Here is a 24881-nt window from a genome sequence, read left to right on the forward strand (position 1 = left end):
GCTTTCCGCCGGGTTCCGGCCACCTGCCGGGCTTGGGTCTTCCGCTGGGTTCCGGCAGCCTGCCCGGCTCCGGCAGCCTGCCCCGCTCCGGCCGCCCGCCGGGCGCGACCCCTCGCCGGGCTCAAGCCGCGCCCGGTCGGGTACGCCTCGTGTTCGGCCCCCGGCCACCTGGCGTTCTCTCCGGACTGCCTCGCAATTCTCGGCGTTCTCTCACACAACGCTGCTTCCGTATGCGGTGCCGGTCGACGGCATCGCACGACGAAGGAGGCACGCGGTGGCGGAACCACTGCACGTGGCCAGCAGGCTGCACGCGTTCAACCGGTTCGAGCTGAAGTACCTCGTGCCGGTCGAGGAGGCGGCCGGGATCAGGGACGAGCTGGCCGAGCGGATGGACCGGGACGCGCACAGCCCGGTCGGAGGCTACGGCGTGTGGAGTCTCTACTACGACACCCCACAGCTGCGCTTCTACTGGGAGAAGATCGAAGGCCTGAAGTTCCGCCGCAAGCTCCGCATCCGGTACTACGGGGACCTCGACGGCGTGACCGACGAGTCCCCGGTGTGCGTGGAGATCAAGCAGCGGGTCAACCGGGTCACCCAGAAACGCCGGATCACGCTGCCCTACGGCACGGCCCGGCGGCTGTGCGACGGACGGGAGCTGGTCGAGCACTCCGCCCAGGAGAGCGCGTTCGTCCAGGAGGTCCTCGAACTGGTCGTGCGGCTGAACCTGCGGCCCACCGCGATCACCGGCTACCAACGTGAGGCGCTGGTGGGGCGTGACGCGGACACCGGGCTGCGGGTGACGTTCGACCGGCGGGTCCGGGGCCGCGACCGTGACTTCGACTTCGCCCTCCCGCACCCGGAGAACCGGTTCACCGTTCCGCCGCACCTGTCGGTGATGGAGATCAAGGTGAACGAGCGCACCCCGCACTGGATCACCGACCTGGCCGCGCGCCGGAACCTCAACCTCGTCCGGGTGTCCAAGTACGTCCAGTCCGTCGAGGCGTTCGGCCTCGCTCCCCGGTCCGTCTTCCACGTCCACGAGGCGGACTACCCGCCTCCCCACACCCCCACGAGCCCGACCACCCCCACCATCGAGCCGCTGCCCGGGCAGCGTCCGGCGTCCGAGGCGCCGGTGAAGGCAGGAGCACAGTGAACTTCGATCTGCAGGAACTCAGCGGCACGTTCAGCGTCGCCGACGTCGTCGCGGCCATGGCGCTGTCGTTCGTCCTGAGCACGTTGATCGGCTACGTGTACCGGTACACGCACCGCAACGTCTCCTACAGCCAGTCCTACGTCCAGACGCTGGTCATCGTGGGCATGATCGTCGCGCTGATCATGCTGGTCGTCGGGTCCAACCTGGCCCGGGCGTTCTCCCTCGTCGGCGCCCTGTCCGTGGTCCGCTTCCGCAACGCGGTGAAGGAGACCCGGGACGTCGGCTTCATCTTCCTCGCGATGGCGATCGGTATGGCCTGCGGCGCCCGCTTCTACACGCTGGCCGCGGTCGGCGCCGTGGTGATCTGCGCGGTCGTCCTGATCATGTTCAAGTTCAACTGGTTCGCCCTGAACGTCCAGCGCCAGGTGGTCAAGGTCCAGGTCCCGGCCGGCGAGGACCACGCGCCCGCCATCAGCGACGTGCTCATCAAGTACACCACCGAGTTCGAGCTGGTCAGCACCGAGACCATCAGGGGCGGCGCGCTCACCGAGGTGTTCTACACGGTGCGCATGAAGAAGGGCGCGGAACCCGGCGAGCTGGTGAGCGCGCTTCAGGAACGCACCTCCGGACAGCGGGTGACCGTGCTGACCGGTTACGACACGACCGATCTGTGATGGCCCGCGACGACACGACACGCGGACGCCGCCTGCGCGACCGTCTCCCGGTCCGGCTGCGGCACCACTGGAAGCCGGTGGGAGCGCTCTGCGCGGGTCTGGCGCTCATGGTCCACGGCTTCGGCGACGCCCGCGTCTCGCCGTACGTCACCTCCGCCTCCGCGGCGGAGGGCGACCCCATCACCGAGAACGTCAGGGGCACGGTCGGCCTCTACGACACATCGGTGGCCCACTCCGTGCAACTGGAGTACGACCGGACCGAGTTCGAGAAGATGATGAAGGAGTTCACGGAGGACGGGAACAAGGAGTACGTCAAGGCCGACCTCACGATCGACGGGGTCCACCTCGAGGACGTCGGCATCCGGCTGAAGGGCAACTCCACCCTGATGTCCCTGCGCGGCGGTGGCGCCGGAACGCCCGGCGGCGGCCGGACCGCGCCGGACGGAGCCGCGGCCGGGCAGGACGCCCCCCAGCCGCCGCGGAACGGCGGGCAAGCAGCGGGCGGGACCGCGGAGGGTGGCACAGCGGGTACCGCGGCCGCGGACGCCGGAGGGGGCAGGGGCGGCGGCATGACGCAGTACGACCTGTCCGAGGAGAAGCCGGAGGAACTGCCCTGGCTGATCAAGATCGACGAGTACGTCGAGGGCCGCGCCTACCAGGGGGAGCGGGAGATCTCGCTGCGCCCCGGCAGCGGGGACGAGGTGCCGGTCAACGAGGCCCTCGCGCTGAGCCTGATGGACTCCAGCGGCCTGAAGAACGAGCGCTACTCCTTCACCGCCTTCAAGGTGAACGAACGGCCCGTCACCACGCGGCTGATGGTCGAGAACCCCGACACCGAGTACGCCGAAGCCGCCGGCGACGGCAACGGCGTGATGTACAAGGCCCGCGCCGGCAGCAGTTTCGCCTACCAGGGCGACGACCCGACCGACTACGAGAGCTCCTTCAAGCAGCTGAACAAGGTCGGCAGCCAGGACCTCGAGCCGGTCATGAAGCTGATCAAGTGGGTCGACCAGGCGTCGGACGACGAGTTCGAGAAGGAACTCGACCAGTACGTCGACGTCGAGTCCCTCGCCACGTACGTCGCGGCGCAGAACCTGCTGCTGAACTTCGACGACATGTCCGGGCCGGGCAAGAACTACCTCCTGTGGTACGACCTGGACACCAAGAAGTTCACGGTGCTTGGGTGGGACTACAACCTCACCTTCTCCGGCGACGCCACGGCCGGACCCGACGACGAGATCGGCATGGGCGGCAGGCCCGGTGGAGGGACCCTGACCGAGGGAACGACGGAGGGCACGACCGGGGGAACGGCCGACGGCGGTCCGCCGGAGGGGATGCCCGAGGGTCTCCTGGACGAGCTGCCCGAGGGCTTCCCCGAAGGACCGCCCGGCGGTGGCGCCGCGGCAGGGCAGGGCCAGGAGGCCGACACGGGCCAGGGAGGCCAGGGAGGCCAGGGTCAAGAGGGCCAGGGAGGCCGCGGCCATGAGGGCCAGGGCGAAGGAGGCCCGGGCGGTATGGGCGGCGGGATGTCCTCGGGTCACGCGCTCAAGGACCGCTTCCTGGAGTCCGACGCGTTCGACGTCGTCTACAAGAAGGCGTACCAGGAGCTGTACGAGAAGTTCTACGGCTCGGGCGCCGCGACCGAATCCCTCGACCGTGTCGCCGACGCGGCGCGCGAGGCGGGCGCCGACGGTTCCGGGCTGGACACCACCGTCAAGACGCTGCGCACGACCGTCACCGAACGCACCGAGGCGCTGGCGAAGGACGAGGAGGTCGCCGGCTGACCCACCGCGTTCGGACGGAGCCCGGGAAAAGGGCTCCGTCCGGACGACGCGCAGGCCGGAGGCCGGGGAGACATGCCCGTCGCGAACGTCGTCCGCGAGCACCTCCGCGACCGGCCGCGGGTAACGTCCGGTACGGGCCCACGCCCGGCACGCCGTGGACCTCACTGAAGAACGGATCGCACAGCACCATGATCGAGCACTCCGAGGCGGAGCCGCGGCACCGGCTCCTCGTCGTCGAGGACGAGCCCAGCATCCGCACCCTGCTCGAGTCGACCCTGCGGCTCACCGGGTACCGGGTGAGCAGCGTCGACTCCGGCCGGGCGGCCCTGACCGAGGCCGAGCGCCTTCAGCCGGACCTGCTGCTGCTGGACGTCATGCTCCCCGACCTGGACGGCTACGAGGTGACCCGCCGGCTGCGCGAGACCGGGAACCAGGTGCCGGTGCTGTTCCTGACCGCCCGCACCGGCGTCGACGACCGCATCAAGGGCCTCAGCGCCGGCGCCGACGACTACGTGACCAAGCCCTTCAACATCGAGGAGGTGCTGCTGCGCATCCAGGCCATCCTGCGGCGCACCCTCGGCACCGAGGCCCTGCTGCCGGACACCGTCCTGCGCTACGCCGACCTCGAACTGGACGAGACGGCGCACGAGGTGCGGCGAGGCAGCGAGTACCTTCAGCTGTCCCCGACGGAGTTCAAGCTGCTCTCGTACTTGATGGACAACGCCGGCCGGGTGCTGAGCAAGACACGGATCCTCGACCACGTGTGGGGCTACGACTTCGCGGGCGACACCCGGGTCGTGGAGACGTACGTCCGCTACCTGCGCAAGAAGGTCGACCGGTTCGACCCGCCGCTCATCCACACCGTCCGGGGTGTCGGCTACTGCCTGCGCCTGCCCCGTCCGCACGAGGGGAACACGGACCGGTGAAGCTGCCCCGCACGCCGGCCCCCCGTTCGCTGCGCGGCCGCCTCGTCCTCGGCGTCACCGTGCTGGCCACGGTGGCCGTACTGGCCTCCGAGCTGGTCGGCTTCTTCGTCCTGCGGTCGTGGCTCATGGACCGCGTCGACCAGCAGCTCGCCGAGTTCGAGCCGCGGCCGCCTTCCTTCCGCGACGCCCGTAGGCCCGGAGGGCTGCCGCCCGTCGAGGGCCCCGGCTCCCTGCCGTCGGACTTCCGGGTCTACTTCTACGACGACTCCGGCAACCGTCTGGAGTACTCGCTCGGCTCGAACGACCGGCCAGGGCCCCGCCTGCCCGACACCCTGGAGGACCTCCAGCTGACGGAGGGGCACCCGCGGACCGTTGACGCCGAGTCCGGCGACGGCAACTGGCGCGTGCTGCTGAGGCCCGGTCGGCAGGGCGTGCACGCCGTGATCGCACTGCCCCTCGACACCGTCGACGGGGCCACCTCCAAGATCCTCTGGATCGACGCCCTGCTGCTCGCCGTCACCGTCGCCGCCCTGCTGGCACTGGCCCGCGGAGTGGTCCGGCTGGGGCTCCTGCCGCTCACCCGGATGGAGCGCGCCGCCGGAACCATCACCGCGGGCCGGCTCGACCGGAGGCTGCCCGACACCGATCCGCGCACCGAGATCGGGCGGCTGGGCCTCGTGCTGAACACGATGCTCGACCGGCTCCAGGCCGCGCTGAAGGAACGTCAGGCGTCGGAGGACCGCATGCGGCAGTTCGTCGCCGACGCCGGACACGAACTGCGCACCCCGCTGACCGCCATCCAGGGCTTCGCCCAGCTCGCCCTGCGCCCCGGCGCCCGCTCCGCGCAGGAGCGGCGGGAGGCCGACCGGCTCGTCGCGCAGAACGCGGAACGGATGGGCCTGCTCGTCGACGACCTCCAACTGCTCGCCACACTGGACCGGCGGCCCGCCTACCAGCGCGAGAACGTCGACCTGCTCTCCCTGGCGGCGGACGCCGTGAGCACCGCCGTCATGCACCGCGGGAGCCACCCGGTGGACCTGGAACCCCTCGGTGGGGGAGAGGGCGGTGACGGCTCCCGGGAACTGGACGTCGTGGAAGCCCTGGGTGACCCGCACCGGCTGCGGCAGATCGTGGAGAACCTGCTGGCGAACGCGCACGTCCACACCCCGGCCGGCACTCGCGTCCACGTCCGGGTCGGCGAGGGCCTGGCCGGCCCCGGCGTCGGCGGGACCGACGCGCCCGGACGCGTCAGCACCACCCCGCCCTTCCTCCCCGGCACCCGGGTCGCCGTCGTCGAGGTCGCGGACGACGGCCCGGGCCTGACGGCGGAGGAGGCCGAGCACGTCTTCGAGCGCTTCTACCGGGCCGACCCGTCCCGCTCCCGCGCCCACGGCGGTTCCGGTCTCGGCCTGGCCATCGCGGCGGCCATCGCCGAGGGCCACGGAGGCCGCCTGGAACTCGACCCGGGCCCGGGCACCGGGGCGACCTTCCGGCTGGTCCTGCCGAGCTTGCAGAAGGCGTCTTCCGCGGCAGAGTAGGCACCTGACTACGTGTCCGGTTTCGACCGAACCGGTCGGACGGACCGCGCGGCTCGCTCACCGCCTTCCGTAAGTCGTTGAACTCGGTGGGTCGGCCGCGCGCACCGGTCGAAGAGACCGGGGCCGGTTCTCCCCGGTTACCGCGTCCGTGGCGCGACTTCGCGGACCAGACTGGTCAACGGGCCTCGGGTTCGCCAGCCCAGAGCCTCGTACAGCGCCCGACCTTCGGTTGTCGCGGCCAGCACGGCGGTCGAGGCGCCCGCGGTGACCGCCGCGTTCCCGAGCAACCGCATGACGAGGCTGCCGAGGCCCCTGCGGCGATGGGCCGGAAAGGTCTCGACCTGATCGATGACGGCGCTGCGCCCGGGGCCGGGCACGGCGACCTGGCCGCGGGCGGCCAGGTCGCCGTCCCTGGTCAGGACGAGGATCCGCGTGACCCCGGCCCGTGCCCATGTGCGCACCTGGTAACCGTCGGGCTCGTGAGGGGAGGTTGCGTGCAGCGGTGCCGACATCAGGAAGCCGTCATCACCGAACCGCCATCCTGGCCCCACCCACGGCGCGACAACCCGGGACGGTAGGAAGATCTTGACCCAGGTGCCCGGGGCGACAGCCGTCTCCGTCAGTTTGCGGACCAGGGACTCGTCGGCGTCGGACAGCACGTGCCGAGTGACGTGACCGCTGAGCCCCACGTCGACGGTGAAGCCCCAGGGCTCGCCCACCGGCGGCGCAGCTCCACGTGAGACGGCCCAGCCCTCCACCCATGAGCGAACGAGTCCGGCGTCCACGCAGATCCTTCCGGTAATGGGCAGAGGATGCGACTGCATGTTACGCGCACCGGTCCGCCGGGAGGTAGTGATCGGCGTGGCCCCGCATGAACCGCTCTCCGTCACCTCGCTCAGGAATGGACACCTGCTCGCCAACCGCTCGCCGCGAGATGTGCGTTGACGCTTGACCCTCAGGCCATGACACGGCCGCGGAGGACGATGCGGCTGGGGTGGGCCAGGGCGGACGCGTCGCGTGTGGGGTCGGTGTCGTAGGCGACGACATCGGCGGGGGCTCCGTCGACCAGGCCGGGCAGACCGAGGTAGGAGCGGGCCGACCAGGAGCCCGCCCCGAGCGCCGCCTCGGGCGGCAGGCCCGCGCGGGCCAGCCACGCGATCTCCGAGCTCACGGTGCCGCACGGAAAGCTGTCGGTGCCGGCCAGGACGGTGACGCCGGCCTCGTGCGCGGCTCGCACGGTGGGCAGCATCGCGTCCCATCCGGCGAGCCACCAGTCCCGTGCGGCGCTCGGTTCGGCGGCCCGCCGGCGACCGGCTCCGGCGCCGAAGACGCTGAGCGTGGGGACGAACGCGGTGCCTTGGTCCGCCATCCGGTCGATCAGGCCCGGGTCCAGGTGCATGCCGTGCTCCAGGCTGTCCACTCCGGCCAGGACGGCGTGGCGACTGCCCTCGCTGGTCTGGCAGTGCGCCGCCACCCGGCCGCCGATCGCGTGCACGGCCTCGACGACGGCGGTGAGGATGTCCAGCGGCAGTGCGGGTTCGTTGTGCCGCCAGTCCACGACGACCTTGCACCATCCCGAGGACGCCGTGGTCTCCTCCACCGCTGCGCGGACCAGGTCGGCCTCGCTCACGTCTCTTCCGAAGCCGGGGAAGAAACGGCCCGGAGTGGCCAGCCAGCGTCCGGCCGAGCGAACGTGGGGCATGTCGGGGTCCTGGTCCACCCAGTCGGGGATGCGGGCCGCGGACCCGGGCGTGCGTACCAGCAGCACTCCGGCGTCACGGTGATCGCGTAGGTGCCGTCGAAGCGTCGCGTCGCTGAACGGATCCTCGATGCTCTCGGTCCCGGGATGGGTATGCGCGTCGACCAGGCCGGGCAGCAGCCAGCCGCCGTCGACGACGAGGTCGGCATCGCGGGCAGTCCCGGCGCGCAGCCGGTCGCCGTCGATCCAGAAGGCCCGCTCCTCCCGCTCGGGCAAGACGACGCCGCGCACCTGCAGCACCACCAGATCTCCCTCCCCGAACCGGCCTGCACGTTGGTCGAACTCGCTGATCCTAGGGGGAACGCTGATCGCACAACGGTTGATCTGCCGCCATGGGCAGGACACCGACGACCGTCGAGCTCGAGCTGGGGCTGGTCCGGGCCCCGAGCGCCGGAGCCGCCGTCGACGGAGCCGCCGAGCAGGAGGCCGTCGGCCGTGAGCGGCACCGCCCTACGACCGCCGCGCCGAGGGCCGGGTGTGCGACAGTGCCGTCATGCTGATCGTGATGGCCGGGCTGCCCGCGGCGGGCAAGAGCGCGGTCGCGGAGGGGCTGGGGAGGGAGCTGCCCGCCGCGGTGGTGTCCGTCGACCCGGTCGAGGCGGCCATGTGGCGAGCCGGGGTGGACCGCGGCCAGCCCACAGGACTGGCGGCGTACCTCGTCGCCGAGGCGGTGGCCGACGGACTGCTGGCGCTCGGCCAGAGCGCGATCATCGACGCGGTCAACGCGGCGGAGGAGGCCCGCCGTCAGTGGCGCGTGCTGGCCGGCCGCCACCAGGTGCCCGTGGCGTTCGTCGAGGTGGTGTGCCCGGACCCGGAGGAGCACCGCCGACGGCTGGAGGGCCGGAACCGAGGCATCGCGGGCTTCGAGGAGCCGACCTGGGCGGCGGTCCAGCGGCGGCGGGCCGAGTTCGCCCCGTGGACCGACCGTCGGCTGGTGCTCGACGCGACGGCCGACCACACCGCGAACGTGGCGAAGGCGCGGAAGTACCTGGCCTCGGCGGCGCGGTCCCCGCACGCCGCCGAGAGCCGCGGTCCGGAGGCAGGCGACGGGTCATGAGAGACCGGGCGGGGCGGCTCACGTGGCGTCACCGCCCGTCCGGCCCGCACGCAGGAGGGCGAGGTCGGCCCCCCACGCGTCCAGTACGTCGCCGTGTCCGGCCCGCCGGGCCGCCGCCTCCACGAGGGTGAACAGCCGCCGCTGAAGGGAGACGTCGCCCGTCGCCGAGACGCCGTCCACGGCCGGGAGCAGCATGCTGGCGTCCCAGCCCGGCAGCGGGTACCGGGCGAGCTCCCACTCCAGGTACGCGTTGTAGGGACGGGGACGGCCGTCGAGGGCGAAGAGCAGCTCCAGCAGGAACCGCATGCTGTCGGCCGCGTCCAGGCGCGCCGCCAGGGACCGGCCGTTCCGGTGGTTCTTGACCGAGCGGTAGCAGGAGTTGACGTAGGCGTCGAGCCACTCTCCGGAGGCTCGCGATGCCTCGTCGGCGTCGAGGCGGGCCAGGCCGGCGAGGATCCGGGCGATACCGCCGTCGAGCCGGTCCCACACGACCCTGGCCCGGGCGAGGGCGTAGCGCTCCCAGGCGGGCATCGCCGCTGCACGGAACTCGGTGAGCGTCATGACGACGAGGTCGAGTCCGGCGCCGCGGTGGCCCGCGAGCCGCGTCGGCGCGGTCACGGCGTCGTCCGCGACGATCACGTACAGATCGTGGTCCGAGTGCGGGGTGACCATGCCGTCGTGGGCCTGGGAACCCTTGAGGACCAGACCGACGACGGCCGGGTCGGCGACGGCTCGTTCCACGAACTTGGCGTACATAGACGGTTGTTGCGGGGCCATGGCGGAACCTCCGGTGGGGTGGTGACGGGCATGCCTGCCGGGGTGCCCCGCTCGGGGCGCCCCGCACCGTCCGCGGCAGCTCGACGGCTGCCGCCCGAAGGATCAACGCACAGCCCCGGACCCTACCTCCCAGCCCCGGCGGGGACAGCGTCGATAAATGGGGTGAGACGCGCGGGACGCGCGGACTACGGTGCTCCTTGTTCGAAAGGGGGGGACGCAATGGCGAAGCTCAACCAGATCATCGCTGTCGAAAAGGGCGTCAAGAACAAGTCGTTCCAGGACGTCACCGCTGCGCACCACAAGGTGCAGAAGCCCGCGCTGCTGGCCGGCATCTCGCGGACGTACCAGCCGAAGGACGAGGAGGGCGAGCAGCTGCCGCCCGAGTCCACGCGGGTCCAGGTCAAGGCGGAGGACGTGCTGCGGGAGACGGCCGCGTCCCTCACCCGCCTCTTCGACGTGACGGCGACCAAGGACTGGGCCAACTGCACCGCGCGCGCCGACGTCACGGTGGACGGCCGGACCGTCGTCGCCGACGTCCCTGTCGGTCACCTGCTGTTCCTCGAGAAGCAGCTCACCGACCTGCACACCTTCGTCAAGAAGCTTCCCGTGCTCGACGCCGCGGAGTCCTGGTCCCTCGACCCGTCCACGGACTGGTGGAAGACCGACGCGGTGCGCACGATCCGTACCAAGAAGGTGCCGCGCAACCACGTCAAGGCGGAGGCCACCGAGAAGCACCCGGCGCAGGTCGAGGTGTACTACGAGGACGTGCCGATCGGCTACTGGACCACGGTGAAGTTCTCTGGAGCGCTGCCCGCGCGACGGGTGAACGAGCTGCTGGAGCGGGTGGAGAAGCTCCAGCAGGCGGTCAAGTTCGCCCGTGAGGAGGCCAACGCGACCGAGGTCACCGACCGGCGGGTCGGCGAGGCCGTGTTCGGCTACCTGTTCGCCTGAGACCCGCGGACAACCCCATGATCGCCCCCGCGTGCGAGCGCGGGGGTGCGTGACAGGGACGGGCCGACATGAGGACCGGTCCGCTCCCCGAGCGCAAGCTGAAACTGAACGGAATCAGCCTGAAGAAGCGGCGACAGTGAAGGTTCGAATCCTTCCCCCGGCACCACGAGCCGGGGTGGCCCAAACGGCAGAGGCACGCCGCCTGAAACTCAGACTCTCGCTCAAGCTTCAGCATCGCCACCGATCGCCGGATCGACCGAGGAGGGACGAACGCCCTTGGGGTGCGAGTTCGACTCTCGTCTGCGCCTCTCCACGGCGCGGTAGTTCAACGGAAGAACACGAGGGATAAGCCTGATCCCTCCTCTTGAAACGCCATCGGCGTGCCCAACGGGTGGCATCCCCAGGGACCCGGGAGCCGGATACCGCTCCCGGGTCCCGCCACGTCCGGAGCCGCACGGCCCTTCACGCCCTCACAGCCGCGGCAGCGGATTCCCGGGGTCCGGCGAGCGGCGTTCCTCCAGCCAGAACATGTAGACCCGCAGGTGCTGGGCCAACTCGCCCTCGATGTAGGCGGCGTAATCGAGCGCCGCCTCGGCGACACCCTGGCCGTGGCGCAGGTCGTCCTCCTCCCAGGCGGCACGCCCCAGTCGCAGATGCTCGAGGACCCTGTTCCGGTCACGCCACCAGTCGCGGACCGCGGCGGGCGTCCAGTGGTCGTCACCGTCGCAGCCGTAGCCACCGAACGGATCCTCACCCGCGGCGTCGACGAGCTGCCGGACCTCCTCCGCGTCCCGCGGCTGCCGGTACACGTACTCCGTGAAGTACTCGCTCTCGTACAGGACGTGTCGCGGGGCCATCAGCCGGCCGGTACCGCAGTTGTCGGTTTCCGCGCCGTAGAAGGGGCCGGGAACGTTCAGCCACTTCCGCTCCTCCCACTTCCCGTAGAAGCCCGAACGGTCCTCGGCGAGCAGCGGCCCCGGGTCGAAGTAGAGGCTCATGACGGAAGGTCAACCCCTTCCTGACGTCGAGGTCCGCCGCCCGGGTCGGTGCGGCGGAACGGTCGGACGACCTTCCGGACTTCGTCCGCGGCGCCCCAGGTGTCGTCACCGTGGGCGATGTGACTGAGGAGCTCGCGCAGGTGCAGCAGACGCATCCGCCCCTCCCAGCCCTCCCGCGGCGCGCCGGTCTCGCGGTACGCCGCGAAGAACCGGTCCGCCTCCGGCGGCCGCAGCGAGCACCAGAGCATGCTGAGGTCGACCTCGGGCCAGGTGTAGGACACGGCGGGGTCGATCAGCACCGGGGCGCCGTCCGGTGCGGTCACCACGTTCCCCTTCCACAGGTCCCCGTGGGTCAGGCACGGCGGCTGTTCCGGCACCAGCTCGGGCAGGGCCGCGCAGAAGCGCTCGATCGCCTGCCGGTCCTCCCGGTCGAAGGCGGCCTCGACGTGCGGCTCGGGCAGCCAGCGCAGCACGCGGCGCTCGGCGAAGAACCGGTGGCCGTCGTCGTCCCAGGTGTTGTCCTGGCGCATGCGGCCCAGCCACCCGTCACGGTGCCACCCGAACCGGTCGGCGACGTGGGACGTGTGCAGCTCGGCGACCATGCGGCCGAGCCGCTCCCAGAACTCCTCGGTGTCCTGTCGGGGACGCATCCTCTCCAGCACCAGCACCCGGGACGAGGCCGCCAGGACCTCCGGTGTGCGCGCCCCGGCGGCGCGGAGTTCGGCCAGGCCCGCCGCCTCGACCTCGAAGACGTCCGACTCCGGCCCGGCCAGCGTCTTCGCGAAGACCTCGCCCCCGTCCCGGAGCGTGGCGACACCGGCGACGGCGATCACCCCGCCGGGTATCTCCTCCACCGCCCCGGCCGCGAAACCCGCCTCCCGGAGGCGCTCGCGCAGCATGTTCCCGTGTGACATGCGGGCATCCCATCATGCTTTCGCGCGCGTGTGACCAGGACGGCCGGCAGGGAACCCGAGGCCGGCGGCGCGGTGGTGCTCGCGGTGAGGGTCAGGGCCTCACCTCCTCGTCCGGTTTCGTCGTGGCCTCGTCGGGGCGCGGCTCCCCGGTGCGGGGTGACGGCATCGTGGGGGAGCCGACCTCGAACTGGCGGGCCTGGACGTCGTAGGCCTCGCGGAAGAAACCCAGGCCGGTGTCCGGGTGCATCAACTGCTCGAAGGTCCCGTGTTCGACGACGCGGCCCTCCTCCAGGACGTAGATCAGATCGGCGTGGCGGACGCTGTGCAGCCGGTGGGTGATCAGGACGGTGGTCTGACCGTGGCCCGCGAGGCGGTGGATCTGGTCGAAGACCTTCTGCTCCGCGGCCGGGTCGAGCGCGCTGGTCGGCTCGTCCACGATCAGGACCTGTCCGTCACGGAACCGGGCCCGGGCCAGCCCGATCTTCTGCCACTGCCCGCCGGAGATCTCCCGCCCGCCCCGGAAGCCGCGGACCAGCAGGGTGTCCCTGCCGCGGGGGAGGGAGCCGATGATCTCGTCGGCTCCCGAGTACACCGCCGCGGCGTCGACGGCCGCCTCGTCGTGCAGGTGGGAGGACCGGCCGATGCCGATGTTGACCCGGGCAGTGAACGGCCAGCGGTGGAAGTCCTGCGCCACCATGGCGACCCGGGAGAAGATCTGCGCCCGGTCGGCCTCCGCGGTGTCCACGCCGCCCCAGGTGACGCGGCCGGTGTCGGGGAGGTACAGCCCGGCCAGGAGCTTGGTCAGCGTCGTCTTGCCCGAGCCGTTGCGGCCCACCAGCGCCACCGTCCGGCCCGCCGGGACGACCAGGCTGACGTCGCGGAGCGAGGGCTCGTCGCTGCCGTGGTAGGTGAACGTGACGTTCTCGAAGCGGATCTCCCCGCAGTGTTCCGGCAGGTCCTTGCCGCCCGCCGGGATGGCGCGCCGCTCCGCCTCCTCGCAGAGGGCCTCGAGGTCGGCGACGAACAGCGACTCCTCCTGGACGTCGGTCACGGTGAGCACCAGGTCGTTGATGCCGGCGGAGCCCGACCGGATGGCGAGCACGGCGGTGGCCCCGACGGCGAACTCCATCGAACCGCTCCACAGCAGCAGTCCGAGGACCCCGTACGTCGCCACCGTGGCGACGCCCCGGGCCGAGTCCGCGATCAGACCGGTGCGGGCGCCGAGCCACGCGAGCCGGGTCTGCTCCTTCTCGCTCGTCTCGGCCATCCCGCGGAAGTGCGTCAGCAGGAAGGGGCCGACCTCGTGCACCCGCACCTCGCCGGCGGCCTGCTGGTTGATCAGCAACTGGCTGATCAGATGGGCCGCCCGGACGTGCTGGATGAACCGGTGACGGCTCACGTACTGCTGACGCGCCATCGTCAGCGAACCCCAGGCACTGGGCAGCGCCATGACGATCAGCAGGGGCAGCAGGGCGGGATGCAGCACCGCCAGCACCCCCGCAGCGGCGACCAGCGAGATGCAGGAGGTGGCCACGGCGGTGCACAGCCGGACCATGCGACGGGCCGACTCCGCACCCCACTGCGCCGAGTCCATCAGCTTGTGGAAGGCGTCGTCCTCGATCGCACTCATCTCCACGCGCGCCACCAGGCCCAGGTAGCGCTCCGTCGCCACACGCGACACCTTCGGCTCCAGGATGCCGGTCGCGGCCATCGACGCGGACCGCAGCACGGCGCCCAGCAGCGTCAGCAACGCGACGAACAGGAGGGCGGGCAGCGCGGCCCGCAGACGCTCCGCGTTGGACCCGGGCGCGAAGAGCTCCCCGAGCAGCGCGCTGACCGCCACCAGCGACACCGCCTGGCTGATGCCGCGGCCGAGCTCGCAGACGCCGACGACGAGGAGGGACCGTGGGTCGGCCTGGCGGGCCAGCCGGACGGCGATACCGATGTGACGGGGCAGGGCGGCCGCCATGGTCCGCAGGCCCAGGCGCAGCCAGGCGCCGTTGTGCTGGTTCCAGCCCTGCTCGTAGGTGAGTTCACCGCCGAACAGCAGTTTCTCCGAGGAGGACACGTCGCCCGCGCCGCTCGCCTCGCCCGCGCCCTTCGCCTCGCTGTCTCCCTCCGCCGAGGTCATGCCGCGCACCGTGCGCAGGCCGGCGTCGCGGGCAGGGCCTGTTCGAACGTGGGGGAGCTGCTCAGGCTTGCGGGAGTCAGGTGCACGGCTTCCTCCGGACGACGCAGGGGCACTGGTGCTCCAATAACGTCGCCGGAGCGCCGCTTGTCACGGCTCCGGAGCGGCTTTTTCAGGACAAATGTTCCATCATGGCCGACGGGTTCCGGTGGTGGCCGGGGTGGCGGTGACCCGTGGTGTTCGAAGGGAGCCGCTCACTTCGCGGGCGGGTCCGTGCGCCGGACGCTGTCGAGGACCGCCTGCTCGTCGGGGGTGAGAGCGGGCCCGTCCAGCTTGGGCAGGCGGGGCCCGCGGAGCGCGGCCAGGGCCATCCGGGGCGTGGCGAGCCGGGTGGCCGGTTTCTCCAGCGTCATCACGTCCGTGAACCGTTGCACCACGTGGTGGTCGCCGATGGCCGCGTTCATCAGGGCCGCCACGTACCGGCCGGCCGCGCGTGCGGCGAATCCCGGTGGCGCGGGCGCCTCGACGCCGGGGAAGAAGAGGTCCTGGCCGGTGGCCAGCGTCCAGGCCGCGGCGGCCTCACGGGCGACCGCCTTCTGTGCCCGGCGACCGAACTGCTCGTCCGCCACGGCCAGTTCGTCGGCGACGCGGCGCAGGGCGAGCGCGCTGCGGGCCGCCGACGACATGCCGTGGGCGTACACCGGGTTGCAGGCGGTGGCGGCGTCCCCGACGGCCAGGAAGCCGGCCGGAGTCGCGACCCGGTCGTAGTGACGGCGGATGTTGGGCGTGGACCGGGTGAGCGCCACCGCGCCCACGGGGGTGGCGCGCCGGACCAGATCCGCCGCCAGCGGGTGGCGCAGCGTCCGCGCGAACTCCTCGAAGGCCGCGCCGTCGCCGGTGGGGTGGCGGCCACGGGTGCCGGAGAGGCTGACCAGCCAGTCCCCGGTCTCCGTCGGCACGACGGTGGCGAGGCCGGCGGGCTCGCCGGTCGTGGGGTCCGCCTGGATGTTGACGACGGGCCAGTCGGCCCCGGCGCCCTCGGGTGCGCGGTAGAGGCGGCTGGCGTAGGCGACGCCCGCGTCCACGCGGGTCACGGGTACCGGCGGTGCGCCGAGCGCGGCCAGGAGGCTGCCGCCCACGGCCGCGCGGCCGGTCGCGTCGACGACCAGCGCGGCCTCGAGTGTCTCCGGTCGTCCCTCGGCGTCACGGACCTCCAGGCCGCGGACGCGGCGGCTGTCGCCCAGCAGGGCGACGGGAGTGCGGTCCGTGCGGAACTCCACGTGGCCGAAGGTCCGGGTGAGGCGGGTCCGCACGCCCCAGTCCGTGAGGTCCCTGCGGGCCGCGATCGCGTAGTGGTGGGACCGTTCGTCGGGCCAGCGGCGGAACCAGCCGGCGGGGGAGTAGGACACCATGCCCTGCGGGATGAGGATGTGCCGGGCGCCGTGCCGTTCCCACAGTTCGTGCGTGCCGGGCAGCAGGGCCTCCACCGCGCGGGCGCCGCCGGACCAGAACAGGTGGGCGTGACGGGCCTGGGGGAGTCCGCGACGGGGTTCCGGGGCGTCCGGCAGGCGGTCGCGCTCGACGACGGTGACGCGCCCGGCGTGCGGTGCGAGAGCGGCCGCCGCGAGCGTGCCGGCCAGGCCGCCTCCCACGACGACGACATGGGCTGCTGCTGCGGTCGGTCGGGGCATCGGTGACTCTTCCTGGGCGGCCGTGCGGACGGGCCCCCGAGCGGGGCGGCGCCGCGCTCCGGGATCACGCGGACGTGCCTCCGACGCCGCGCGGCGATCATGTTCGTCCCGTCGGAGCGATGCGGGCAAGAGCCGATCGGCCCTGAGGCAGGCGGGTGCGCAGAAACGCGACGTGTCGGACAGTCATATAACAGCACGAAGTGCGGCTCATCGATGGGAAACCCGCAGGCCCCCGCTGTCAGTGGCGTGTGCCAGGCTGGCGCCCATGACGGAGATGCTCGTGATGACGGAGCCCGGCGAGCGGGTCGTGCGCCCGACGGCCGGCGAACTGGCCGCGCTGGTGCGGAGGATCGGGGCGGACGGGGACGGGTTCCTGATCGCCCAGCGGGTGCCGGACCTTCCCGACGAGTACATACAGGTGGCGCACCGGACCGGCGGCGACTACCAGCTGGAGTACCGGGACGGCGCCCACGACCGCCACTTCCAGACCTTCGTCACCGACCCGGGCGTCGTCGCGGACGCCATGACCGGCTGGGCGCGCCGGGAGCAGGGCTGGCACCAGGGGTTCGACTGGGCCCTGCTCGACATGGGGGAGCCCGAGTCCGTGCCGCCGCTCGAACTGTCCGCCGAGGACCGGCGGACGCTGGAGGAGCGGATCCGTCTGTCGCTCGCCTGCGGCTACGTGGACCGGGCGGCGCTGGCGGAGACCGCGGAGGAGTACCTGGTCACCGCGGAGCGCCGTCCGCTCACCCGCGGGCAGGCCTGGCGGCTGGCCGACGAGATGTGGCTGGAGAGGGTCCGGGAGCAGGCCGGCTGGGAGGGCGAGACCGACCCCGAGCGGCTGGCCCGGGCCTTCGCCCGGCTGCGCGAGCACGGCATCGTGGCGCGTGAGGACTTCGCCTGCTGCCGCAGCTGCGGAGACGCCGAGATAGGCGCCGAGACGCAGCCGGGGGACCGGGGTTTCGTCTACTTCCACTCGCAGTGCACCGAGGGCGCCGTCCTGGGGCAGGGGCTCTACCTGCTCTACGGGACCTTCGACGACCGGGGGCCCGAGGGCACGGCGGCCGTGGGCCGGGAGATCGTGGAGGCGGTGCGGGCGGCCGGCCTGACGGTGCGATGGGACGGGGACCCGGCCCAGGCGATCGTGGTGACCCCGCTCGACTGGCGGCGCCGGCTGGTCGGCTGAGCGCGGGAGAGCGAGCGGGACGGAAGCGGGTTGCCGACAGCTCCGGCGGGCGGGTGACGGTTCCGCGGAGGGTGGTCGCCGCGTCGGAGGCGCTCCGTGGCCCGGCGGGTGACGGTGTGTGAGGTTCGGCGCCGCCGACGCCCGGAGTCGCGCGCGGTCCTCCGCCCGGATGCCGGACACGTCTCATGAAAGTTGTACGAGGTTGTGTGACGGCTGTTGACAGCCGATGACGCTGCTGGCTTCATGAAACATACGGGTGGGAGCGCTCCCACTCACTCGTGTGTACGTCCTCTTGCGTCAAGCGGCGGGAGGAAGCGGTATATACACGGGCGTAACGGCCTCGCTGCCTGTGGGTTCTCACAGCGGTAGACGTGGGAGCAGGACGGCGCCGAGACCTCGCACCACGCTGTCACCCAGTACCACCGCACGTCCCGTACCGACGCTCGCCCCGACACACCGCACCGTCGCTCGTCCCCGGTCCAACGGGCCGAGCCGCACCGCAGGAACCCCGGCACCGACCGCACGGCGCACCACCACCGCAACCGCACCACGGCCCCGCCGTCCTTCCCCACGGCGGGGCCGGCCCCACGAGGCAGGCACGGTGGCCGGTGCCGGACCGCCGCCCGGCACCGGCCACCGCACCCCACGTCGCCTGCCTCCCGACGCACGGCGGGGACACCCCAGCCACACCCCCCGCCCCACCGCTCGACTTCCGCTCCCGCGAATCCGGAGGGCCCGCTCATGAGACCACCGACCCGCCGTGGCCGGCTGACTGCCGCACTGTCCGTCGCCGCCGCCCTCATCACCCTCGCCGGGTCGACGAGCGCACAGCCCTCCGTCGCCGTGGAGGCCGCACTGGGGGCCGCCGCCCTGCCGTACCAGGACGCCTCGCTCCCCGTGGCGGACCGGGTGAACGACCTGCTCGGCCGGATGACGCTGGACGACAAGATCGGCCAGATGACACAGGCGGACAAGGACTCGATCGTCCCCCAGTCCGACATCAACACCTACCGCCTCGGCTCCGTGCTGTCCGGCGGCGACGGCACCGTCAGCCCGAACAACGCCACCACCTGGGCCGACACCTACGACGCGCTGCAACGCCAGGCCATCGGTACGCCGCTCGCCATCCCGATGATCTACGGCATCGACGCGGTGCACGGCGCCAACGCCGTTCGCGGGGCGACGATCTTCCCCCACAACATCGGTCTCGGCGCCACGCGTGACCCGGCGCTCGTCCAGCGCATCGGCCGCGCGGTCGCCGAGGAGGTCTCCGGCACCGGCGTCGACTGGACCTTCGCGCCCTGCCTGTGCGTGGCCCGCAACGACCGCTGGGGCCGGACGTACGAGTCGTTCGGCGAGACTCCCGAACTGGTCTCCTCCATGTCCACCATCGTCGACGGCTTCCAGGGCGCCGGCGGCGCGGGATCCACCGCGGCCTCGGTGCTCGCCACCGCGAAGCACTACATCGGTGACGGCGGGACGACGAACGGCACCGACCAGGGCAACACCCAGCTGACCGAGGCCGAACTGCGGGCCGTCCACCTCCCGCCCTTCAAGTCCGCGGTGGACCGGGGCGTCGGCTCGGTGATGCTGTCGTACAGCAGCTGGAACGGCGTCAAGGTGCACGGCCACAAGTTCCTCGTCACCGACCTGCTCAAGGGCGAACTCGGCTTCAAGGGCTTCGTGGTGTCCGACTGGGCCGCCGTCGACCAGCTCGACGGGCAGACCGGCTTCACCGCCGACGAGGTGAGCAAGGCGATCAACGCCGGCGTCGACATGGTGATGGTGCCGTACGACTACAAGAAGTTCATCAGCACGCTGCGCGGCGAGGTCAACAACGGCCACGTGGCGATGTCCCGCATCGACGACGCCAACCGGCGCATCCTCACCAAGAAGTTCGAACTGGGCCTCTTCGAGAAGCCCCTGACCGACCGCGCGTACACCTCGACGGTCGGCTCCGCCGACCACCGCACGCTGGCCCGCCAGGCCGTGCGCGAGTCCCAGGTGCTGCTGAAGAACGACGGTGGCGTGCTGCCGCTCGCCAAGTCGGCGAAGCTGTTCGTCGCGGGCAAGTCGGCCGACGACATCGGCAACATGAGCGGCGGCTGGACGATGAGCTGGCAGGGCAAGAGCGGCGCCATCACCCCCGGCACGACCGTGCTGGGCGGCATCAAGGCTGCCGCCACGGACTCCTCGCGGGTGACCTACGAGCGGTACGGCAACGGCATCGACAGCAGCTACACCGCCGCCGTCGCCGTGGTCGGTGAGACCCCGTACGCCGAGGGCAAGGGCGACCGGACCGGCGCGATGGGCCTCGACCAGGAGGATCTTCAGACCCTGGCGAAGCTGAAGGCGAGCGGGGTGCCGGTGGTGGTCGTGCTGGTCTCCGGGCGACCGCTCGACATCGCCGCGCAACTGCCCGACTGGAAGGCCCTGGTGGCCGCCTGGCTGCCGGGCACCGAGGGCGGCGGCGTCGCCGACGTCCTGTTCGGCGACTACAAGCCGACCGGCAAGCTGCCCATGACCTGGATGCGCAGCGTCTCCCAGCAGCCGATCAACCAGGGCGACGGCAAGGACGCCCTGTTCCCCTTCGGCCACGGGCTGACCTACACCACCGGCACCGACCCGACGCCCACGCCCACGCCGACCCCCACCCCGACCCCGGGCGCCGGTTCCTGCACGGCGACGACCAAGATCACCGGCAGCTGGTCGGGCGGCTACCAGGCCGACGTGACGGTCAAGAACACCGGCACCGTCGCGCTGACCGGCTGGGCGGCGAGCTGGGACCTCGGCAACCGGACCGTCACCAACGTGTGGAACGGCACGCTGACGACCAGCGGCGGCCGGGCCACCGTGCGCAACACCCAGTGGAACGGCTCGTTGGCCGCCGGTGGCACGGTGACCTTCGGCTACACCGCGAACGGCTCCGCCGACGGTCTTCCGGCACCGGCCTGCGCCGGTACGACGGGCGCCTGACGGCGGAGGTCCCCCCACACGGACCCGGTGTCCGGCGCTGCGGCGCCCGGGCGCCGGGTCCCGTGGTCCCGCATGGCGGCCGCGGCGAAGGGTACGTCCTTCGTGCGGACGCCGCCGGGGCGGCCGCGGACGGCGAGAGGTGCGGCAGATGATCCGGAAAATGCAGGCGGTCGCGCTGGACTGCGACGACCCGGTCAGGCTCGCCGCGTTCTACGCGGAACTGCTCGGGGGCCGTGTCGTCATGGATTCCGAGGACGCCGACTGGATCGAGGTGCACGGCTTCGAAGGCGTCCCGCTGGCCTGTCAGCGGGCCGAGGGGTACCGGCCGCCCGCCTGGCCGGACCAGGACCGCCCACAGCAGCTCCACCTGGACTTCGACGTCGACGACCTCGAGGGAGAGGAGAAGCGGGCGCTCGCCCTGGGGGCGACCGTGCTGGAGCGGACCGACCAGATCCGTCCCGGCGCCAACTGGCGGGTCTACGCCGACCCGGCCGGCCACCCCTTCTGCCTCTGCCTGCACTGAGGCTCTGTCGGTGCAGGGCCACCTATCCTGCCCCGGGCTAGGCCATGGCCTCCGCCACGGTGGAGCCGGACGGCGCGGGCCGGGGAGTGCCCCGGGTGAGCAGCACCACCCCGCGGGCGGCGACGAGCGCCCCGCCCCCGGCCAGCAGGACGCCAAGGGTCCCGCCCTGGAAGCCTTCACCGAGCAGGCACAGGCCGATGCACGCCGCGGCCACCGGGTTGGCCAGGGTGGAGGTCGCCAGTGGCGCGCCGAGGCCACCGCGATAGGCCGACTGCGCCAACAGCAGCCCACCGACCGCGAACCCGGCGACCAGGACGCCCAGCAGCGCCGTCTGCCCCCAGGCCACGGCGCCCGGACCCCCGTGACGCGTCAGGGTGACCGTCATCGTCTGGGTCAGCGCCGACCCCACCCCGGAGGCCACCCCGGATGCGGCGGCACGGCGCAGGCCCGAGGCGTCGTCAGGCCGGCACAGCGCCGCCAGCACCACCACCGCCCCGCCGGCCACCGCGAGCGCCGAACCCGGTGACAGCGCCCTCTCCCGGACCGGGCCGGACACGGTGAGCAGCAGCGCGGCCAGGCCCAGCAGGGTCAGCGCGGTGCCCCGCCACTCGGTCTCGCCCACCCGGCGCCGCGCCGCCCGGGCGCCCAGCGGCACCGCGACGACGAGGGTGAGCGCGCCCAGCGGCTGCACCACGGTCAGCGGTCCGTAGCGCAGGGCGACGACGTGCAACAAGGAGCCCGTGAGGTTGAGACCCGAGGCCCACCAGACGCCCGTGCCCAGGAGGGCACGCAGCGGGGCGCCGGGGCGGGCCCGCGCGACGATGCGCTCCTGTGCCACGGCGGCGGAGGCGTAGGCGACCGCCGAGGCGAGGGACAGGGCGACGGCGAGCGCGGTGGCGTTCACCGGCCGGCCCGCGGCCGCGGGTGGATCCTGGGCGCGGGTCTGCGCTCGGTGGGTGCGGGACGGGCTCTCATCTCCAGCCCTTCGTGCGGACGGACGTCGTGGACGACGCCGGCGCGCGGCCGGCCGCCGCGATCATCGAAACGGTTCAGTATCGGTACGGTAGAGTACCGGTACTGGTTGGTATCGATACGGTCGGGTGTCGCAGCGGATAGGGTGAGGAGCAGGGACGGCCGAGAGCGGGCCGGGTGGCGGCGGAGGAAGGGGAGCGGGCATGACGGTGCAGGCGGAGGGTGGAGCCAGGCCGGAATCCGCGTCGCGTCGCTCGAAGATCACACCGGAGCGTGAGCGGGAGTTCTTCGACGCCGTGCTGGAGCTGATCCGTGAGAGCGGCTACGAGGCCGTGACCATGGACGGAGTCGCGGCCGTCACGCGGTGCAGCAAGTCCACGTTGTACCGTCAGTGGAAGACCAAGCCCCAGTTCGTCGCCGCCGCGCTGCGCGCCAACCGGCGGGGCGGGTTCGCCGACATCGACACCGGCTCGCTCGCCCGTGACCTGACGGAGGTCGCCCGCTGCCTCGGGGCGGTGTCGGACCGGGACACCCGGCTGTTCCAGGCGATGGCGCACGCCATCACGGAGGACGCCGAGCTGCGCTGCGCGTTGCGGGAGGCGCTGGTCGATCCGGAACTCGTCGCGCTGGAGGCGATCCTGCGCAGGGGAATCGAGCGGGGCGACGTCGCCGCCGACCATCCGGCGCTGCCGTTCGTGCCGGACATGCTGTTCGGCGTGATGCGGATCAGGCCGGTCCTGACCGGCCGGTACGCGGACCCGGACCACATGGTCCGGTTCGTGGAGTCGGCCGTACTGCCCGCTCTCGGGCTCGACTGAAGACCCAGACCGGCCGCCCGTGGGATGAGGCGGAAGGTCTGAGCGTGCCGCACGTGGGGACGGCGTGGCACGCGAGCCGGGGCCGGACAGGGCGCCTCTTGAGCGGAGAGGCACCCCGTCCGGCCCCCTTGGCTTTTCCGGGCGGCCGACGGGCCCGACCGGTTGCGGCTCCCCGGCCGCGACGGCTCCACCGGACGGTTGCGGCACCCCCGTCCAGAGCGCGGCTCGGCCCGGCGGCTCCTCGCGGCCCGTGAGGTCCGGCGGCTCCGGCTCCCCGGCTCCCGCGGTTGCGGTGCACGGGCCGCGGCCCCAGGGCGGCGGCAGACCCGAACGGGCGTGACTCTCGCGCAGGTACGGCCCCGGTGGGGGCGTCGGGTGGGCGCGGCCCCACCTCTCGCCCTCCCTGCGGCGGGTCGCGAAGGGATTCCGGCGGGCCGTGAAGGGGCCGCCGCGGTTCAGCCGCGCTGGTGCGGCACCGCGGCGTCCGGCGTGCGCGGGGTGCGGACGCCGTCCAGGAGGGCGCGGACCAGCCCCTCGGCCCGGTCGGGGGCCTCGTCGGGCCTGCCGGTGAGCAGGAGGTAGAGACTCGAACCGATGAGCGCGCCCACGACCGCGTCGACGTCGGTGTCGGCCCGCAGCTCGCCGGCCGCGACCCCCGAGCGCAGCAGGGCGGCCAAGGCGCCGTGCTGGTCGCGGGTGCTGCCGAGGTACAGGCTCTCGGCGTCCTGCGGGCTACCCGCGGCCGCCGCCGTCAGGGCGAGCACCAGGGCCCCGTTGCGCGGGTCGGCGACCGTCCGCGCGTACGCCCTGAACCAGGCGACCAGCGATTCCACGGCCTCCCCGGGCGGCGGCGCCAGGAGGTCGGTCCCGGGCGCGGCCGCGAGGGCGGCGCGGCGCGTGACGTCGCCGACCAGTGTCGCCTTGGACGGCCAACGGCGGTACACAGTGGGTTTGCCGACGCCGGCCTCCGCCGCGACCTTCTCCATCGACAGCCCCGCGTACCCGTCGCGCAGGAGCAGGCCCTCCGCGGCGTCCAGGATCGCCTCGTCCGTCCCCGTGTCGCGGGGCCTGCCCCGTCGCCGCTCCGATGCCATACGGCCCATCCTAGATCCGCGCCGAATGAATTACGGTACGACAAGTAACGTAATGAAGGGATGCTCATGAGCAGCACCAACGTGATCGTCGTCATCGGCGTCGGCGGGATGGGCCAGGCGGTCGCCCGTCGTCAGGGAGCCGGCAGCAGCCTGCTCCTCGCGGACTTCGACGAGAAACTCCTCGAATCCGTGGCGGACGACCTGCGCGGACAGGGCCACTCGGTGGTCACCCGGGCGGTCGACGTCTCCTCGCGCGCCTCGGTCGCCGCCCTGGCGGACGCCGCCGCGGAACTCGGGCCGGTCGCCCAGGTCGTCCACACGGCGGGACTCTCCCCGGTGCAGGCGCCGGCGAAGGCGATCCTCGCCGTGGACCTGCTGGGCACCGCCCTGGTCCTCGAGGAGTTCGGCCGGGTGATCGCGCCCGGCGGCGCGGGCGTGATGATCGCCAGCATGGCCGGGTACATGGTGCCGCCCGCCGCGCTCGGCGCCGACCTGGAGCAGGCCCTGGCCCACACCCCGGCCGACGACCTGCTGGACCTGCCCTTCCTCGACGCCGACCGGCTCGGCGCGCAGGGCGCCTATCCGCTCGCCAAGTACGCCAACCGGCTCCGCGTGCAGGCCGCGTCCCACGACTGGGGCAGGCGCGGGGCGCGGGTGAACTCCGTCAGCCCCGGCGTCATCTCCACGCCGATGGGCCGGCAGGAGCTCGCCGGGGACAGCGGTGCGCAGATGCGGGCCATGGTGGAGGCGTCCGGCACCGGCCGGGTGGGCACGCCGGACGACATCGCGGCCGCCGCGGCCTTCCTGCTGGGCCCCGGGGCCACCTTCATCACGGGCAACGACCTGCTGGTCGACGGCGGCGTCGTCGCCGCGCTGCGCTCCGGTCGCCTCACCCCGGGCGGCTGACGGCCCGCGCCCTCCCCCCTTCCACGGGTGAGGGGCGGTCCGGAAGTCCGGACCGC

21 protein-coding genes are annotated in these 24881 nt (G+C 72.5%); 12 read left to right on the forward strand and 9 right to left on the reverse strand.

Annotated elements, in window-relative coordinates; genetic code table 11:
- Positions 1-292: 292 nt before the first annotated feature.
- From ABT026_RS20490 to ABT026_RS20510, 5 genes are all read left to right on the forward strand, one after another.
- On the forward strand, positions 293-1153 hold the full coding sequence (locus ABT026_RS20490) for a polyphosphate polymerase domain-containing protein (RefSeq protein ID WP_351116196.1): 861 nt from the start codon (positions 293-295) through the stop codon (positions 1151-1153).
- Positions 1150-1827 (forward strand): DUF4956 domain-containing protein, encoded by a 678-nt coding sequence (locus tag ABT026_RS20495; protein ID WP_351116146.1) that lies wholly within the window; start codon positions 1150-1152, stop codon positions 1825-1827. The genes ABT026_RS20490 and ABT026_RS20495 overlap by 4 nt, the downstream gene beginning before the upstream one ends.
- On the forward strand, positions 1827-3611 hold the full coding sequence (locus ABT026_RS20500; protein ID WP_351116148.1) for a CotH kinase family protein: 1785 nt from the start codon (positions 1827-1829) through the stop codon (positions 3609-3611). The genes ABT026_RS20495 and ABT026_RS20500 overlap by 1 nt, the downstream gene beginning before the upstream one ends.
- Positions 3612-3799: 188 nt before the next feature.
- Positions 3800-4537: a response regulator transcription factor gene (locus ABT026_RS20505; protein WP_351116150.1), complete on the forward strand. Its 738-nt coding sequence runs from the start codon at positions 3800-3802 to the stop codon at positions 4535-4537.
- Complete coding sequence (locus tag ABT026_RS20510) at positions 4534-6075, forward strand: sensor histidine kinase (RefSeq protein ID WP_351116151.1); 1542 nt, start codon at positions 4534-4536, stop codon at positions 6073-6075. Before ABT026_RS20505 ends, ABT026_RS20510 begins: the two co-directional genes overlap by 4 nt.
- Positions 6076-6212: 137 nt before the next feature.
- On the opposite strand, the gene ABT026_RS20515 is transcribed toward ABT026_RS20510, so the two are convergent.
- Both ABT026_RS20515 and ABT026_RS20520 read right to left on the reverse strand, forming a co-directional pair.
- On the reverse strand, positions 6213-6860 hold the full coding sequence (locus ABT026_RS20515; RefSeq protein WP_351116152.1) for a GNAT family N-acetyltransferase: 648 nt from the start codon (positions 6858-6860) through the stop codon (positions 6213-6215).
- A gap of 170 nt (positions 6861-7030) precedes the next feature.
- The gene (locus ABT026_RS20520) at positions 7031-8077 is read right to left on the reverse strand and encodes an amidohydrolase family protein (RefSeq protein ID WP_351116154.1); all 1047 of its coding nucleotides are present in this window, start codon (positions 8075-8077) and stop codon (positions 7031-7033) included.
- Between the two features lie 250 nt (positions 8078-8327).
- Here ABT026_RS20520 and ABT026_RS20525 point away from each other — a divergent pair, with 250 nt between their 5' ends.
- Entirely contained in the window at positions 8328-8891 is a 564-nt protein-coding gene (locus ABT026_RS20525) for a P-loop nucleotide/nucleoside kinase family protein (RefSeq protein ID WP_351116155.1), read from the forward strand.
- A gap of 18 nt (positions 8892-8909) precedes the next feature.
- On the opposite strand, the gene ABT026_RS20530 is transcribed toward ABT026_RS20525, so the two are convergent.
- A complete protein-coding gene (locus tag ABT026_RS20530) occupies positions 8910-9668 on the reverse strand; it encodes a hypothetical protein (protein WP_351116156.1) in 759 nt (252 codons plus the stop codon).
- Positions 9669-9887: 219 nt separating this feature from the next.
- Here ABT026_RS20530 and ABT026_RS20535 point away from each other — a divergent pair, with 219 nt between their 5' ends.
- The gene (locus ABT026_RS20535; RefSeq protein ID WP_351116157.1) at positions 9888-10619 is read left to right on the forward strand and encodes a DUF7873 family protein; all 732 of its coding nucleotides are present in this window, start codon (positions 9888-9890) and stop codon (positions 10617-10619) included.
- Between the two features lie 470 nt (positions 10620-11089).
- Here ABT026_RS20535 and ABT026_RS20540 read toward each other — a convergent pair whose 3' ends face one another.
- The 4 genes from ABT026_RS20540 to ABT026_RS20555 all read right to left on the reverse strand — a co-directional run bounded on the left by ABT026_RS20540 (position 11090) and on the right by ABT026_RS20555 (position 16350).
- Complete coding sequence (locus ABT026_RS20540; RefSeq protein ID WP_351116158.1) at positions 11090-11617, reverse strand: ferredoxin family protein; 528 nt, start codon at positions 11615-11617, stop codon at positions 11090-11092.
- Positions 11614-12531 (reverse strand): fructosamine kinase family protein, encoded by a 918-nt coding sequence (locus ABT026_RS20545; RefSeq protein ID WP_351116160.1) that lies wholly within the window; start codon positions 12529-12531, stop codon positions 11614-11616. The genes ABT026_RS20540 and ABT026_RS20545 overlap by 4 nt, the downstream gene beginning before the upstream one ends.
- Before the next feature lie 91 nt (positions 12532-12622).
- Entirely contained in the window at positions 12623-14662 is a 2040-nt protein-coding gene (locus ABT026_RS20550) for an ABC transporter ATP-binding protein (RefSeq protein ID WP_351116161.1), read from the reverse strand.
- A 251-nt stretch (positions 14663-14913) separates the two neighbouring features.
- Entirely contained in the window at positions 14914-16350 is a 1437-nt protein-coding gene (locus ABT026_RS20555; RefSeq protein ID WP_351116163.1) for an NAD(P)/FAD-dependent oxidoreductase, read from the reverse strand.
- Between the two features lie 265 nt (positions 16351-16615).
- Between ABT026_RS20555 and ABT026_RS20560 the strand changes: the two genes are divergently transcribed.
- The 3 genes from ABT026_RS20560 (at position 16616) to ABT026_RS20570 (ending at position 21035) form a co-directional block, all read left to right on the forward strand.
- Positions 16616-17536 (forward strand): DUF6891 domain-containing protein, encoded by a 921-nt coding sequence (locus ABT026_RS20560; RefSeq protein WP_351116165.1) that lies wholly within the window; start codon positions 16616-16618, stop codon positions 17534-17536.
- Between the two features lie 741 nt (positions 17537-18277).
- Complete coding sequence (locus ABT026_RS20565) at positions 18278-20512, forward strand: glycoside hydrolase family 3 N-terminal domain-containing protein (RefSeq protein ID WP_351116166.1); 2235 nt, start codon at positions 18278-18280, stop codon at positions 20510-20512.
- Between the two features lie 148 nt (positions 20513-20660).
- Positions 20661-21035, forward strand: a complete 375-nt coding sequence (locus ABT026_RS20570; protein ID WP_351116168.1) for a VOC family protein — start codon at positions 20661-20663, stop codon at positions 21033-21035.
- A 37-nt stretch (positions 21036-21072) separates the two neighbouring features.
- Here the strand turns inward: ABT026_RS20570 and ABT026_RS20575 are convergent, their stop codons facing one another.
- A complete protein-coding gene (locus tag ABT026_RS20575; RefSeq protein ID WP_351116169.1) occupies positions 21073-21939 on the reverse strand; it encodes a DMT family protein in 867 nt (288 codons plus the stop codon).
- 271 nt (positions 21940-22210) lie between these two features.
- On the opposite strand from ABT026_RS20575, the gene ABT026_RS20580 reads away from it, so the two are divergent.
- Positions 22211-22825, forward strand: a complete 615-nt coding sequence (locus ABT026_RS20580) for a TetR/AcrR family transcriptional regulator (RefSeq protein WP_351116170.1) — start codon at positions 22211-22213, stop codon at positions 22823-22825.
- A 455-nt stretch (positions 22826-23280) separates the two neighbouring features.
- Here ABT026_RS20580 and ABT026_RS20585 read toward each other — a convergent pair whose 3' ends face one another.
- Positions 23281-23919, reverse strand: a complete 639-nt coding sequence (locus ABT026_RS20585; RefSeq protein ID WP_351116171.1) for a TetR/AcrR family transcriptional regulator — start codon at positions 23917-23919, stop codon at positions 23281-23283.
- Positions 23920-23985: 66 nt separating this feature from the next.
- Here ABT026_RS20585 and ABT026_RS20590 point away from each other — a divergent pair, with 66 nt between their 5' ends.
- Positions 23986-24825 (forward strand): SDR family oxidoreductase, encoded by an 840-nt coding sequence (locus tag ABT026_RS20590; protein ID WP_351116173.1) that lies wholly within the window; start codon positions 23986-23988, stop codon positions 24823-24825.
- Positions 24826-24881 lie beyond the last annotated feature (56 nt).

It is taken from the genome of Streptomyces sp. NPDC002734, assembly GCF_040295685.1.
Lineage (GTDB): Bacteria > Actinomycetota > Actinomycetes > Streptomycetales > Streptomycetaceae > Streptomyces.

Bases quoted from the DNA above. Each gene is read 5' to 3' on its own strand.
- ABT026_RS20500 (WP_351116148.1), top strand. From the start codon at position 1,827: ATGGCCCGCGACGACACGACACGCGGACGCCGCCTGCGCGACCGTCTC.
- ABT026_RS20505 (WP_351116150.1), top strand. From the start codon at position 3,800: ATGATCGAGCACTCCGAGGCGGAGCCGCGGCACCGGCTCCTCGTCGTC.
- ABT026_RS20525 (WP_351116155.1), top strand. From the start codon at position 8,328: ATGCTGATCGTGATGGCCGGGCTGCCCGCGGCGGGCAAGAGCGCGGTC.
- ABT026_RS20530 (WP_351116156.1), bottom strand. From the start codon at position 9,668: ATGGCCCCGCAACAACCGTCTATGTACGCCAAGTTCGTGGAACGAGCC.
- ABT026_RS20535 (WP_351116157.1), top strand. From the start codon at position 9,888: ATGGCGAAGCTCAACCAGATCATCGCTGTCGAAAAGGGCGTCAAGAAC.
- ABT026_RS20540 (WP_351116158.1), bottom strand. From the start codon at position 11,617: ATGAGCCTCTACTTCGACCCGGGGCCGCTGCTCGCCGAGGACCGTTCG.
- ABT026_RS20545 (WP_351116160.1), bottom strand. From the start codon at position 12,531: ATGTCACACGGGAACATGCTGCGCGAGCGCCTCCGGGAGGCGGGTTTC.
- ABT026_RS20550 (WP_351116161.1), bottom strand. From the start codon at position 14,662: ATGACCTCGGCGGAGGGAGACAGCGAGGCGAAGGGCGCGGGCGAGGCG.
- ABT026_RS20555 (WP_351116163.1), bottom strand. From the start codon at position 16,350: ATGCCCCGACCGACCGCAGCAGCAGCCCATGTCGTCGTCGTGGGAGGC.
- ABT026_RS20560 (WP_351116165.1), top strand. From the start codon at position 16,616: ATGACGGAGATGCTCGTGATGACGGAGCCCGGCGAGCGGGTCGTGCGC.
- ABT026_RS20565 (WP_351116166.1), top strand. From the start codon at position 18,278: ATGAGACCACCGACCCGCCGTGGCCGGCTGACTGCCGCACTGTCCGTC.
- ABT026_RS20570 (WP_351116168.1), top strand. From the start codon at position 20,661: ATGATCCGGAAAATGCAGGCGGTCGCGCTGGACTGCGACGACCCGGTC.
- ABT026_RS20580 (WP_351116170.1), top strand. From the start codon at position 22,211: ATGACGGTGCAGGCGGAGGGTGGAGCCAGGCCGGAATCCGCGTCGCGT.
- ABT026_RS20585 (WP_351116171.1), bottom strand. From the start codon at position 23,919: ATGGCATCGGAGCGGCGACGGGGCAGGCCCCGCGACACGGGGACGGAC.
- ABT026_RS20590 (WP_351116173.1), top strand. From the start codon at position 23,986: ATGAGCAGCACCAACGTGATCGTCGTCATCGGCGTCGGCGGGATGGGC.